12 protein-coding genes are annotated in these 12,731 nt (G+C 70.4%); 7 read left to right on the top strand and 5 right to left on the bottom strand.

Annotation, left to right across the window (positions count from 1 at the left end; translation table 11 throughout):
* Position 1 precedes the first annotated feature (1 nt).
* Complete coding sequence (locus YIM_RS25240) at positions 2-757, bottom strand: SDR family NAD(P)-dependent oxidoreductase (RefSeq protein WP_153032698.1); 756 nt, start codon at positions 755-757, stop codon at positions 2-4.
* 62 nt (positions 758-819) lie between these two features.
* Between YIM_RS25240 and YIM_RS25235 the strand changes: the two genes are divergently transcribed.
* Positions 820-1,425 carry a TetR/AcrR family transcriptional regulator gene (locus tag YIM_RS25235; protein ID WP_153032697.1) on the top strand — a complete coding sequence of 202 codons (606 nt, stop codon included), beginning with the start codon at positions 820-822 and terminating at the stop codon, positions 1,423-1,425.
* Between the two features lie 12 nt (positions 1,426-1,437).
* Here the strand turns inward: YIM_RS25235 and YIM_RS25230 are convergent, their stop codons facing one another.
* Entirely contained in the window at positions 1,438-1,995 is a 558-nt protein-coding gene (locus YIM_RS25230; RefSeq protein ID WP_153032696.1) for a GNAT family N-acetyltransferase, read from the bottom strand.
* 140 nt (positions 1,996-2,135) lie between these two features.
* Between YIM_RS25230 and YIM_RS25225 the strand changes: the two genes are divergently transcribed.
* The 4 genes from YIM_RS25225 to YIM_RS25210 are packed head-to-tail and all read left to right on the top strand — an operon-like array spanning position 2,136 to position 7,222.
* Positions 2,136-5,396: an alpha-L-rhamnosidase gene (locus YIM_RS25225; protein WP_153032695.1), complete on the top strand. Its 3,261-nt coding sequence runs from the start codon at positions 2,136-2,138 to the stop codon at positions 5,394-5,396.
* Positions 5,393-5,974, top strand: a complete 582-nt coding sequence (locus YIM_RS25220) for a DUF6000 family protein (RefSeq protein WP_153032694.1) — start codon at positions 5,393-5,395, stop codon at positions 5,972-5,974. The genes YIM_RS25225 and YIM_RS25220 overlap by 4 nt, the downstream gene beginning before the upstream one ends.
* Positions 5,975-5,990: 16 nt before the next feature.
* Positions 5,991-6,617: a maleylpyruvate isomerase N-terminal domain-containing protein gene (locus YIM_RS25215; RefSeq protein ID WP_153032693.1), complete on the top strand. Its 627-nt coding sequence runs from the start codon at positions 5,991-5,993 to the stop codon at positions 6,615-6,617.
* 5 nt (positions 6,618-6,622) lie between these two features.
* A complete protein-coding gene (locus YIM_RS25210; protein WP_153032692.1) occupies positions 6,623-7,222 on the top strand; it encodes a bifunctional 2-polyprenyl-6-hydroxyphenol methylase/3-demethylubiquinol 3-O-methyltransferase UbiG in 600 nt (199 codons plus the stop codon).
* Here the strand turns inward: YIM_RS25210 and YIM_RS25205 are convergent.
* Positions 7,219-8,604: a TNT domain-containing protein gene (locus tag YIM_RS25205; protein ID WP_153032691.1), complete on the bottom strand. Its 1,386-nt coding sequence runs from the start codon at positions 8,602-8,604 to the stop codon at positions 7,219-7,221. The two genes, YIM_RS25210 and YIM_RS25205, sit on opposite strands and share 4 nt — an antisense overlap.
* A gap of 22 nt (positions 8,605-8,626) precedes the next feature.
* On the bottom strand, positions 8,627-9,454 hold the full coding sequence (locus YIM_RS25200) for a helix-turn-helix transcriptional regulator (RefSeq protein WP_153032690.1): 828 nt from the start codon (positions 9,452-9,454) through the stop codon (positions 8,627-8,629).
* A gap of 73 nt (positions 9,455-9,527) precedes the next feature.
* On the opposite strand from YIM_RS25200, the gene YIM_RS25195 reads away from it, so the two are divergent.
* Together YIM_RS25195 and YIM_RS25190 are read left to right on the top strand one after the other, a co-directional pair.
* Positions 9,528-11,030, top strand: coding sequence for an MFS transporter (locus YIM_RS25195; RefSeq protein WP_228004003.1), 1,503 nt, complete (start codon positions 9,528-9,530; stop codon positions 11,028-11,030).
* Positions 11,031-11,103: 73 nt separating this feature from the next.
* Positions 11,104-11,766, top strand: a complete 663-nt coding sequence (locus tag YIM_RS25190; RefSeq protein ID WP_153032689.1) for a DNA alkylation repair protein — start codon at positions 11,104-11,106, stop codon at positions 11,764-11,766.
* On the opposite strand, the gene YIM_RS25185 is transcribed toward YIM_RS25190, so the two are convergent.
* Positions 11,732-12,622 (bottom strand): NAD(P)-dependent oxidoreductase, encoded by an 891-nt coding sequence (locus YIM_RS25185; RefSeq protein ID WP_153032688.1) that lies wholly within the window; start codon positions 12,620-12,622, stop codon positions 11,732-11,734. The genes YIM_RS25190 and YIM_RS25185 overlap by 35 nt on opposite strands.
* Positions 12,623-12,731 lie beyond the last annotated feature (109 nt).

Raw genomic sequence — 12,731 nt, 5'->3', positions numbered from 1 at the left:
ATCAGACCGCCGACCACCCGTTGTCGACCGGCAGGATCACGCCGTTGAGATTGCTCGCCGCGTCCGACGCGAGGAACACGATCACCGCGGCCTGCTCGTCGGCGTCGGCGACACGCCCGAAGTTGCCCAGGTACGGCGCGATCGCGGCGGGACCGTGGCCTTCGGTCGGCAGCTCTTTGGTGATCGTGGTCATGGTGGCGCCGGGCGCGATGGCGTTCGTGCGGATGCCGGAGTTCCGGTACATGATCGCCATCGACTTGGTCAGCCCGACGATGCCGTGCTTCGATACGGTGTAGGCGGTGCCCGCGGCGCTGCCGCGCAGGGCGGCCTCCGATGCGGTGTTCACGATCGCGCCCTTGCCGCGTTCGAGCAGGTGGGGGAGCACCGCGCGGCTCAGCAGGAACGGCGCGGTCAGGTTGATCCGCAGAACACGCTCCCATTCCGCGTCGGTGACGTCGGCGGTCGCGGTCATGCCGTCCATGATCCCGGCGTTGTTGACCAGCACGTCGATGCCGCCGAAGGAGTCGACCGCGGTGGCCGTGACGCGGTCGACGACGGCCTGCTCGCTCAGATCGCCCACCGCCGCCACGGCCGTGCCGCCGGCGCCGGTGATCTCCGCGACCACCGCTTCCGCGCCCGTGGCGTCCAGGTCGGCGACCACCACTCTGGCGCCCTCGCGCGCGAAGCGGAGGGCGGCGGCCCGGCCGATGCCCGCCGCCGCGCCGGTGACGATCACGCTGCTGTGCTCGAGAGTCATGGTCCTACTTTCTGGCATTGAGTGACAGTAAGTCCGAGTGTGCCAGATAGTAGGCTGCGACCGTGGCAGACCGGAGTGCGGTGGGACGGCCGCCGCTCACCGAGCGGCGCAAGGCGGAGACACGGCTGGAGATCGCCCGCGAGGCGGTGGCTTTGTTCACCACGCGCGGGGTGGCGGCGACCTCGGCCGAGGACATCGCGGCCGCGGCGGGGATCTCCACGCGCACGTTCTGGCGCTACGCCGACGGCAAGGAGGACAGCGTCCGGCCACTGCTCACCGCCGGGATCGACGTGCTGGCCGGGGTGCTGGCCGCGTGGCGGCCGGGGGAGGACATCGCCGCGGTGTTCGACGAGGCCGCCAGGGACATCATCGCCGACGTGCCGACGATGATGTCCCTCGTGCGCCTGTCCCAGACCGAACCCGGGCTGCGGGCGGTGTGGTTGCGCGCGCACAACGACGCGGAACTCGTGTTCGCCGACGCGATCGCGCACGCGCTCGACCGCCCGGCGGGGGACCTCCACGCCCGCGTGCTGGCGGCGATGGTCAACGGCGCGGTGCGCGCGGCGGTCGAGCACTACGCCGAAGGGGAGCGGGCGGATTGGGCCGATCTCACCGCCGTGGTGGAGAAGGCGCTGCGAACCGCGATGCGCGCCTTCCCCGACGGTTAGGTGTATAACGACCTATTCAGCGGCGCTCTGTCGCGCGCGCCATTCAGGCGCGAGAACAGACCAGACTTCGACGTCCTGGCGCTTCCCGCGGTAAAGATTGAACTCGCGGAGGACGCCGTCACGCTGCATCCCGAGGCGTCGCGCCACGGCGATGCTGGCCTCGTTCGCCGAGGCGACCCGCCATTCGACGCGGTGGATGCCGCGTTCCTCGATGGCCCAGTCGATGATCACCCGTGCCGCCCTGGTGACCAGGCCCCGGCCCGAGGCCGCCGGCTCCAGCCAGCACCCGGCCTCGGCGACGCCCTGCTCGACGTCCATGGTCCGGAACAACACGCCGCCGACGAGCGTGCCGCCGCTGCGGATGCCGAAGATCCGGCCGGTATCGGTGGCCGCCTTGTCCGCGTACGACTGCAGGAAGGCGCGGCTCGAGGCCAGGTCGGTGACCCGGTCGGCCAGGCTGATGTGCTGCCCGACGAACTCGCGGCCGCGGTCGATGTTGGCCAGGAACTCCTCGGCCTGCCACGGCTCGAGCGGGCCCAGTTCGGCGTCGCCGATCGAAATCGCGTACATGCTTCGAACGTTTCATCTCCGCTGTCCGGTACCGGCCGCGCCACGAGTCTTGACTGCCGTGATCTGGCTCACATAGCGTCGACGATCGGAGTGAATCGTTTCAAGCCCCCGCGTTCCCCGGTCGGAAGGCAGGTCGTGCGATGGCTCGTGGCAAGGTTTCGGCGGCACCGGCGGCTCTGGCGGCACTGTTCGCGGTGCTGGTGGTGTTGCCGGGAGTCCTGGCCCCGGTGCCTGCTTCGGCGGTCGAGGGCATCCGGCCCGGCTCACTGACCGTGAACGACCGCGTCGACCCACTCGGCATCGGCGGGGAGCGTCCGCACTTCGGCTGGATGTCCACTGTGTCCAATTCGGACCAACGCGGCGTGGTTCAGAGCGCCTACGAGCTGTGGGTGGGCAGCACGCCCGGCGCGCGTGATGTCTGGACCAGTGGGCGAGTCGCGTCGGACCGCCAGTTCGACATCGCCTACGGAGGACCGGACCTGCGGCCCGCGACCCGGTACTTCTGGCAGGTCCGCGTCTGGGACGGCAACGGCCGGGGCAGCCGCTGGAGCGAGCCCGCGTGGTTCGAGACCGGCTTGTTCGGCGAGGCGGACTGGGCTGGCGCGGGCTGGCTCACCGACCGGGACGAGGCGCTGACCTGGGGCGATTACACAGTCGACACCGAACTGAGCCTGAAGGCGCTCGCGGCGGGCGTCTTCTTCCGCGCTCCCGACTCGCAGAACGGCTACCTGTGGCAGATCAGCGTCGCAGACGGCACGGGCAAGCCGAAACTCCGCGTGCACAACCGGATCAACGGCGCCTACACCGTGCTCGCGATCGTGGACATCTCCGGAACCGTGTCGCGGGAACAACTCCTGGCCGGACGGACCCGCTTCACCGTCTCCGCGAACGGTGACACGGTCACCACGGCGATCAACGGTACGCGGGTCGACCAGCGCCAGGTGACCGACTTCGCGGCGGGCAGCTTCGGCTACCGCGTGGTGAACGCCGCCGAGGGCCAGGAGAAGGCGGTGATCCATCGGGCCACCGTCACCGGTGCCGACGGTTCCACGCTCACCGACGTCGACTTCAACGACGGCCACAACCCGTTCTCCGGCGGCACAGTCGGCGCGGAAGGCCTCGAACTGCTGACCACCGCCGAGGTTCTCTACTCCCACCGCACGAGCCTTCCGTTGTACCGCAAGGAGTTCGTCGTTCCGGCGGGCAAGCGGATCCAGCAGGCGCGTGCCTACGGCGCCGCGCTCGGGGTGTACGAACTGAGCCTCAACGGCGCCAAGATCGGTGACCACGAACTGGCGCCGGGCTGGACCGACTACACCACGCGCGTCCAGCACCAGACCCACGACGTCACCGGGCAGGTGCGCGAGGGCGCGAACGCGTTCGGGATCGCGCTCGCGCCGGGCTGGTACGCCGGGCGCGTCGGCAATTACCCGCCGGGTGTCTACGGCTCGGCGCCCGCGGTGGTCGCGCAGATCCGGGTCGACTACGCCGACGGCAGTCACGAGTGGATCCGCACCGACGATTCGTGGCGCACGGCCACCGGCCCGTTCGTGCTGGGCGACCTTCAGGCGGGGGAGACCTACGACGCGCGGCTCGCGCGTCCCGGCTGGAACACCCCCGGCCATGACGAAACCGGGTGGGGGCCGGTGGACCTCGCCGAATCGGCCTCCGCGCGGCTCGTGCCGCAGCCCGACGAGCCGGTGCGCGAAACCGAGCGAGTGCCCGCGATCGCCCGTACCGAGCCGAAACCCGGCACCTTCATCTACGACCTCGGCCAGAACCTGGTCGGCGTGACCAGGCTCCGGCTGACCGGCGGCGCCGGGCAGACCGCGACGATCCGGCACGGTGAGGTGCTCAATCCCGACGGCACGCTGTACACGGAGAACCTGCGCGGGGCCGCCGCCACCGATCGGTACGTCTTCGCCGCCGACGGCCCGGTCGACTACGAGCCGACCTTCACCCAGCACGGGTTCCGCTACGTCGAGATCACCGGGGTCGCCCCGCCGGCGGTGACCGACGTCGAGGGTGTGGTGTGGGGTTCGGACCTGCGGACCACCGGCACCCTGTCCACTTCGGACCCGATGCTGAACCGGTTGCAGCAGAACATCACCTGGGGTCAGCGCGGCAACTTCCTGTCCGTGCCGACCGACACCCCGGCTCGTGACGAACGGCTGGGCTGGACCGGCGACATCAACGTGTTCGCGCCGACCGCCTCGTTCAACCAGGACACCAGGGCGTTCCTGCGGAAGTGGCTGGGCGACCTGCGGGCCACCCAGCGCGAGAACGGGGACTACTCGTGCATCGCGCCCGATCCGGCCAACGCCGGTCACGGCGGGGTCGGCTGGAGCGACGCGGGCATCACCGTGCCGTACGCGGTGTTCCGGGCGTTCGGTGACACCGCGACCGTGCGTGAGCACTATCCGTCGATGAAGCGGTTCTTCGAGTTCGTGCGCGGGGGAGCGGGGCCGGACCTGATCGACGACGGGCGCGGCCGGTTCGAGGACTGGCTCAACCTGGACGACCCCACCCCGAGCGGCGTGCTGGGCACCGCCTACTTCGCCGAGAACGCGCGCATGCTCTCGGAAATGGCGCGGGCACTGGGTGAACACGCCGACGCGGACGCTTACGCCGCGTTGTCCGGCCAGGTCAGGGCGGCGTTCGCGAAGGCGTTCGTCGGCGGCGACGGGGTGGTATCCGGCAACAGCCAGACGGCGTACGCGCTCGCGCTGGGCATGAACCTGGTCCCGGCGGACGCCCAGGCGAAGGTGGCCGATCGGTTCGTGGAGAAGATCCGGGCCGGTGGCGGCTCGCTCACCACCGGATTCCTCGGCACGCCGTGGCTGCTGCCCGCGCTGAGCGGCAGCGGGCGGTTCGACCAGGCGTACGCGCTGCTGACGCGGCAGGAGTACCCGTCGTGGGGGTACGAGGTGAAGATGGGCGCCACCACCATGTGGGAGCGCTGGAACTCGATCAACCCGGACGGCAGCTTCGGCGATCCCGCGATGAACTCGTTCAACCACTACGCCTACGGAGCGGTGGGGCAGTGGATGTACGAGCACATCGGCGGCCTCTCGGCACTCGAACCGGGGTACCGCAAGTCGCGGATCGCGCCGACGCCCGGTGGCGGGCTGACCAGTGGCGCGGGCTCGTTCGACTCGGCCTACGGTCCGCTGAAGTCCTCGTGGCGCACCGACTCCGAGGGGTTCTGGCTGAGCGTCGACGTGCCGGTCAACACCACCGCGGAGGTGGAGATCCCGGCCGCGTCGGCGACCGAGGGTGGCCTCGCGCTCGCGGAGGCGCCAGGTGTGCTCGGCTCGTCGTTCGCGGACGGGGTGCTGACGGTGACGGTCGGCTCGGGGCACTACGAGTTCCATGCCGGTCTGTCAGACTTTCCGGCGTGACTGGGGATGTCTACGAGCGTTTTGTGGTCGGTGACGGGGAACGGCCGCGGTACGGCCAGCTGCTGCACGCGAACTTCATCGGCCTCGGGCCGAAGCGGGAGGAGTTCGTGCGGAGTCTGATCGAGGCGGCCGGGCAGATCACCGACGAGGAGCTGGCGCGCCTGCTCGACGAGGATTGGCGGGCGAAGATCACCGCGGCGTGGCTGATCGGCGTCGGCAGGCGCGCGGGGTTCCGGCAGCGCATCGGCGAGCTCCTGTTGGAGAGCGAGTACGTCTTCGCCGGGCAGGGTTACTGCTACGCGCTGGCCCGGCTCGCCACCACCGCGGACGCGGCCGTCCTGGCCACCTACCTGGACCGCTACCTGGCCCGGCCGGACCTGCGGTACGACCAGGAGTGGGCGCTGGTCGCGCTGCGCCGGGTGGACGCCGCGCTGGGGCAGCGGTACGCGACGCAGTTCACCTGGCCGGGTGGGCCGTGGCACGCGTGGGCGGCGGCGAACCGCGCCGAGAAGGAGGACGGGCGCGAGCTGGTGGCGTCAGCCTGGTCGTTGATCGACGAGGCCGAGCGCCGCGAATAGTGGCAGAGTCGGGTTCGTGGACTTTCACGGCAGGGTGGACGCGCTGGCGCGGACCTGGCAGGCCTGGGCTGAGCTGGGGGAGGGGCTCACCGAGGAGCAGTGGGGGCTGCCTTCTCGTTGTCCCGGCTGGGATGTGGCCGCGTTGTACGCGCACCATTCCGCGATGCCGCGGGACCTGCACGCCGCCGGGCCCCCGGCCGGTGAGCCGGAAGGCGCGGTGCTGACCGCGGCGGCGGCACTCCGGCGGTTCAACAGCGAAGGCGGTCTTGCCGCGACGGCCGGGCCGGAGGTGGCTGACGAAGCCGTCGCCGATGCGGCCGCGACGAGCGGGCGCGCTTTGGTCGAGCGGTTCACCGTGCTGGGGCCATCGGTGCTCGACCGGTTGCGCTCGGCCGGGCCGGAGCTGCGCGCGGTGTGGCAGCCGGGGGTGGTGCTGCCGTTGTCGGAGGCGGTGCGGATCGTGCTGCTCGAAGCCACCGTGCACCTGCTGGACGTGCGGCGCGCGCTGGGACAGGCACCGGACGCGCCGGCGGACGCCCTCACCGAAACGGCCGCGCTGCTGGCGGAAATGGCGCCGCCGGTGGAGCTGATCGAGGCCGCGACCGGGCGGTCGGCGGTCTCGCCGCTGCCGGTGCTTCACTGATCCGCGTGCCGCAGACCGAGCCGTACTGGAACACCAACGTCGCCCGGCATCCGGATGTGCTCCGGGCCGTGCCCGGCGGGTGCCGCACCGCGCTGGACGTGGGCTGCGGGGACGGGCTGCTGGCGCGGAAGCTGGCCGCGCGGGCGGAGCGCGTCACCGGGATCGACAGCTCACCGGCGATGATCGCCCGAGCCCGCGAACTGGCCACCGGCAACGCGCCGGCCCTCGTCGAAGACGACTTCCTCACCGCCGTTCTGCCCGGTGGGTATGACTTCGTCTGCTCGATCACCGCGATCCACCACATGGACTTCGACGCGGCGCTCACCCGGATGCGCGACCTGCTGCGGCCGGGCGGCACGCTGGTGGTCGCCGGCTTGGCGCGCGAAGTGTCCGCTGCGGATTGGGTGGCGTGGGCCGCGGCGGCCCCGATCGTGCGGATCACCAAACTCCTGCGACGCGCGAGGGGCCCGGTCGGCATGCCCGCCGCGGCGCCGGGCCTGAGCTACGCCGAAGTGCGGACCGCGGCCGCGCGCCTGCTACCCGGCGTGCGGTACCGGCGGCACGTGCTCCGCCGGTACTCGCTGGTCTGGCACAAGCCCGGTTAAGCGAGTTCGATCAGGGACCCATCGGCGAGCAGGTCTGCCACGGAACGCGCGAGCACGTACGCGGTCCCGCCGCCTTCCTGGTCGTACCAGGGCACGGCCGTGCCGGTGATGGCCCGCACCGAGCGGGTCAGCCGGTAGACGTGGTACTCGCGCTGTTCGCGTTCGGCCTTGTGCGAGCGGTGGGTGAAAGCGGTGCGCGCGGCGAACAAGGTGTTGCCCGACGGATCGCCGTAGCGGTCCATTTCGATTCCCGGCGGCAGCGTCACCAGCTGCTTTCCCGCGTACAGCGAGAGTCCGCCGTCGTCGCTCATCGGCTGGATGGGCCACGCCTTGGTCGGCCGCTTCGCGTCGGGAGGCAGTTCGCCGCGGAAGGCGGACCGGTTCAGGTGGAGGTGACCGGCGAAGTACCGGGCCGCTTCGGTGGCCGTGGGAAAGGTGCGTTCCCGGTGGCGCTGCTCACCGTGTGCCCAGAACACCGACCACTGTCCGCCGTCCGGGATCAGGCACCAGGCGTCGTCCGCGACTTCGCCGACCCGGTAGCGCGACGGGTCCAGTTCCAGTTCGGCGGCGGCCTGCGAAGCCGCGGTGAGCGCCGCGTCGGTCGCGATGGAATCGTCGGGATCGTGGGCCAGCGTGACCACCGCCGCCCGACCCGCCCGCTCGGCCAGCCACGCGGGCACCATGCCGTCGTCACGCGGGAAGTCCGCGAGTTCCCGGATCGCGGCCGACGCCGGTGGCTCGGTTTCCCACGCCGGTTCGTCGTCCCAGGTGTAGCGGGAGTCGATCCGCGAGTCGAGGCGCACCACCGCGGTGACCTCGCTCCAGGTGCCGCGGCCCGGCCGGTACATGGCGGCCCGGAGCCGGGTGAGCAGTTCGCCCACCTCCACGCGGGGTGTCCAGCTTTCGAGGGCGCCGTCGGTGGCGTGGCGGACGGTCGCCCGCAGTTCGAGGTGCTGCCCGACAGCACGGTAGGTGATGCCCGCCTCGGTCCAGTCCGGCGGGCAGGAATTGGTCACCAGGTTGGAGACCAGGCCCCACAGGCGGTTCTGCTCCTCCGCAGTGGACAGATCGCCGAACTGCACGTCACGGGTGAAGTGGTACTTCACGTAGACCCTGCTGGGTGCGTCGATGAAGAGGCGGGCGGACGACCACGTGGTCCCGTCCGGCTCGGCCATCCGCTCCCGCAGCCGGAGCAGGCTTTCCTTGGTCTTCCCGGGAACCGGGGGAGTGGGGCCGTTCTCCGGCAGCACGGTCAGCGTCCACCGCTCGGGATCGACGGCGCACACCAGGTCGATGCGTTGCCAGCCCGCCGGGACCGCGTCGGCGAGCGCGATGCCTGCCTCGTTGGTCAGTTCCTGTCGCTGCGCGGCGTCGATCGGCATGCGGAAACCCTGCCACAGCGGCTCATCGGCGTTCGCTCTGGTGGGTGAGGATCCGCAGGGCGTCGGCGGAAGCCGGATCGTTGGGGGTGTAGATCTCCAGCCGGTGGTCGGGACTGTCGGGCTGCAGCCAGACCTGGTAGGTGACGTCCACCGCGCCGAGCGTGGGGTGACGCAGGTACATCGGCCCGACCGTGCAGTCGGCGACGTCTCCGGTGGCCCACAACGAAGCGAACTCATCGCTGCGCATGCTCAGCTCGCCGATCAGGGCGGCCAGCCGCGCGTCCGTGGGGAACCGGCCCGCGGTGAGCCGGAGGTAGGCGACGTGGATGCGGGCGAGTTCGGCCCAGTTGCGGTGCAGCTCGCGCATGTGCGGATCGAGGAAGAACATCCGCGGGATGGACGGCAGGTCGTCGAAATCCAGGTGTGACGCGAAAAGCGCGTGCCCGGTGCGGTTCCACGCGAGCACGTCGCCGCGCCTGCCGAGGATCAGCGCCGGCATGGCGTCGCCGAGGCCTTCCAGCAGCGCGAGCACCCGCGGGTGCAGCACTTCCCGTGGCGGTTCCGCAAGCTTGGAGTGACCCGGGTGCCGAGCCAGGTTGTGCAGGTGGGCGGTTTCGACCGGATCGAGTTGCAGCACTCGCGCGAGCGCGTCGAGCACCTGCGCGGAGGCGGTCTCGGCCTGTCCCTGTTCCAGTCGTGTGTAGTACCCGGCGCTGACACCGGCGAGCTGGGCGAGTTCTTCGCGGCGCAGTCCGGGAACGCGCCGTGAGGTGCCGTACGTGCGCAGGCCGATCTCCGCCGGGGTGACCCGGCCACGACGACTCTTCAGGAACCCGCCCAAGCTCTCCACGCACCCGACCCTAGGCGCCCCGCCCGATCCGTGGGTGTACCTGCTGGGTCTACCCACGACACGGGGATGGCTGGTGATCACGGTCTGCCGGACCGTCGTCGGCATGGCACAACAGCACAACTCGCCAGGCCTGCGCGCCTGGGCCGGGCTACTGGTCGTCCTCGGGCCGGTCCTGCTCGTCTCGATGGACGGATCGATCCTCTTCCTGGCGATGCCCCGCATCGGCCAGGCCCTCACCCCGAGCGCGGACCAGGCGCTCTGGATCCTGGACAGCTACGGCTTCGCGGTCGGTTCCCTGCTGATCGCGTTCGGCAACATAGGGGACCGGTACGGCAGGCTGCGGCTGCTGATGATCGGCGCCACGGTCTTCGGCCTCGCCTCGGCGGGCGCGGCGTTCGCGCCGACCCCGGAACTGCTGATCACCGCACGTGCGTTGATGGGCGTGGCCGGCGCGACCCTGTTGCCGTCGGCACTGGCCGTGCTGAGCGAGCTGTTCACCGATCCGCGGCAGCGAGCGCGGGCCATCGGAATCTTCGCCGCCGCGTTCGCCGCCGGTTTCGCGATCGGCCCGGTGCTCGGCGGGGTCCTGTTGGAACGGTTCTGGTGGGGGTCGGTCTTCCTGATCAATCTCCCGGTGATCGGCCTGTTCCTGGTGTTCGCGCCGATCCTGCTGCGTGAGGTGCGCACGGTCCGCACCGGCCGCGTCGACGTCGTCAGCGTGGTGACCTCGGCGGCCGGGCTGCTGCTCGCGGTCTACGCGCTCAAGCACGCTGCCACCGAGGGCCTGGCCGCCGTGCCGGTGCTCGCGGGGGTCGCGGGAGTGGCGTTGCTGGTGTGGTTCGCCCGGCGGCAGCGGCACCTGGAACACCCGTTGATGGAGTTCACCCTGTTCCGGGACCGCGTGTTCACCGTCGCGATCATCACCGGACTGCTGCCGCTGGCGGCGTGGTCGGCGGCCGCGTACCTGGCGGGCATCTACCTCCAGTCGGTGCTGGCTCTGCCCGTCCTGCGCACGGCGCTGCTCGCGTTGCCGGGTGCCGCGGTGCTCACGGTCACCTGCGTGGTGACGCCGTTCGTAGTCGACCGGGTTGGCAAGCGGGCCGCGCTGGTGACCTGCCACTTCGCCATCGCGGCCGGCTTGTTGTTCCTGCTGCCCGCGACGACCACCGGCGGGATCGGCTGGTACGTCGCTTCCACGGTGATCGCGGGTGTCGGTTACGGCATCTCCTTCGCGGTCGTGGCGGACACGGCCGTCGGGGCGGTTCCGGCGGAACGCGCGGGGTCGGCGGGGGCGATCGCGGAGACCAGCAACGAGATCGGCAACGCACTCGGCATCGCGCTCCTGGGCTCGCTGGCGGCCCTGGTCTTCCGGGTCGGGGGACCGGACCTCGCACCGACCCTCGGTGAAACGCTCGAGATCCAGGGGCTCGCGCCCGGGGTAGCGGGGGAGGCCAAGGAAGCCTTCGTGTCGGGATTGCACTGGGTGGCGGTGGTGGCGGCCGTGCTGCACGCGGGGCTCGGCGGTCTCGCCCTCCGATGGATTCCGCGCACAGAACGTCACCTTTCTGGTGTATAACGACCTATACGGCCGGGCTTTGAGCGCTAAAATCCGCCACAGTCGGAAACACCCGCAGAAACAGGAGAGCCGGATGACACTCACCGAAGTGATGGCCGAGTTGTCCGCGCTCGAAGATCCGAAGGTCCGCGCGGTGAACGAGAAGCACGGCGACGATCACGGGGTGAACCTCACCAAGTTGCGTGCGGTCGCGAAGCGGTTGAAGACGCAGCAGGACCTCGCCCGCGAACTCTGGGGGACGGGCGACACCGCGGCGAGGCTGCTGGCGCTCCTGATCTGCCGCCCGAAGGCGTTCGACCGGGACGAGCTGGACGTCATGCTGCGTGAGGCACGCACCCCCAAGGTGCACGACTGGCTCGTGAACTACGTGGTGAAGAAGAATCCGCACGCCGAAGAACTGCGCGTGGCGTGGTTCGCCGATCCGGATCCGGTGGTGGCGAGCGCCGGCTGGGCGCTGACCACCGATCGTGTGGCCAGGAAACCCGACGGACTCGACCTGGTCGAACTGCTCGACGTGATCGAAGCGGAGATGAAGGGCGCCCCGGATCGCCTGCAGTGGGCGATGAACCACTGCCTGGCGCAGATCGGCATCGAGCACGCCGAACATCGCGCCCGTGCGATGGAGATCGGTGAGCGACTGGAAGTGCTCAAGGACTATCCGACGCCGCCGAACTGCACTTCGCCGTTCGCGCCGAGCTGGATCACCGAGATGGTGCGCCGTCAGGGTGTGAAGTAGGCGCGCGCAGGAGTTCGGTCAGCGCGGCGATGCTGTGTTCACGGTGGCCCAGTTCGACGGCCCTGGTGAGCAGTTCGTGCATCGGGGTGTTCCAGGAGAAGTCGATCCCGGTTTCCTCGGCCAGTTCACGGTCGTGCGCGATGGCTTCGTGGAAGAGGCCGAGCGAGGACGCCGGGTTGGTGTAGTCGCCGGTGTCGATGTGCTCGGCGAGGCTGGGCAGCACGGAGGCGATCATCTCCAGCCACTTCACCTCGTACCGCACGAGTGAGGCGGCGGGCAGGCCGCGTGCGGTGATCAGCGCGGCTCCTTGGAAGAAGCCGAGCAGTGCGGGCAGCAGGGTGCCGCCGACGGCCATTTCGTACAGTGCCGCCAGGTCGACGTGCTCGCCGAGGAACACGGTGTCGCCGCCGAGAGCACGCAGGAGTTCGTTGTGCTGGTCGAACACGGCGCGGTCGCCGCTGTAGTAGAGGAGCGTGTCGGGTTTGCCGACCGCGTCCGGCACGTTCTTGACCGCTCCGTCGAGGAACCGGGCGCCCTGGGCGGTGGCCCAGTCGGCCATGGTCCTGGCGCCGGACGGGGTGCCGGAGTTCAGCGTGATCAGGGTGCGGCCGCGGAGTGCGCCGGCGGCGGGTTCGAGCGCTGAGAGGGTGGCGTCGTAGGTGGTCAGGCAGGCGATGGTGACCGGGCTGGCGGCGACGGCCTGGTCGATGTCGGCGACTTCGTGGTCGGCGAGTGCGGGTGCGCGGCCGGGGGTGCGGTTCCACGCGGTGACGGAGTATCCGGCGTTGAGGAGTGCGTGGGCGAGGGCGGAGCCGATCGCGCCGAGTCCGACGACGGTGACGTCTGTGCTGTGCATGTGCTGATCTTGACCAGGCACGTACATTTGGGGAAGTACCTACATTTTTGTTCGTGCATCGGAGGTGCCGGTGAAGCGGCGGCGTTACACGTGCGGGCTGGACGCGGCG

The organism is Amycolatopsis sp. YIM 10 (assembly GCF_009429145.1).
Lineage (GTDB): Bacteria > Actinomycetota > Actinomycetes > Mycobacteriales > Pseudonocardiaceae > Amycolatopsis.
The sequence above is the reverse complement of the archived record's forward strand: the minus strand, read 5'-3'. Positions and strand labels throughout refer to the sequence as shown.

Coding starts and splice junctions, on each gene's coding strand:
- YIM_RS25225 (WP_153032695.1), top strand. CDS start 2,136: ATGGCTCGTGGCAAGGTTTCGGCGGCACCGGCGGCTCTGGCGGCACTG.
- YIM_RS25190 (WP_153032689.1), top strand. CDS start 11,104: ATGACACTCACCGAAGTGATGGCCGAGTTGTCCGCGCTCGAAGATCCG.
- YIM_RS25240 (WP_153032698.1), bottom strand. CDS start 757: ATGACTCTCGAGCACAGCAGCGTGATCGTCACCGGCGCGGCGGCGGGC.
- YIM_RS25185 (WP_153032688.1), bottom strand. CDS start 12,622: ATGCACAGCACAGACGTCACCGTCGTCGGACTCGGCGCGATCGGCTCC.
- YIM_RS25205 (WP_153032691.1), bottom strand. CDS start 8,604: ATGCCGATCGACGCCGCGCAGCGACAGGAACTGACCAACGAGGCAGGC.
- YIM_RS25230 (WP_153032696.1), bottom strand. CDS start 1,995: ATGTACGCGATTTCGATCGGCGACGCCGAACTGGGCCCGCTCGAGCCG.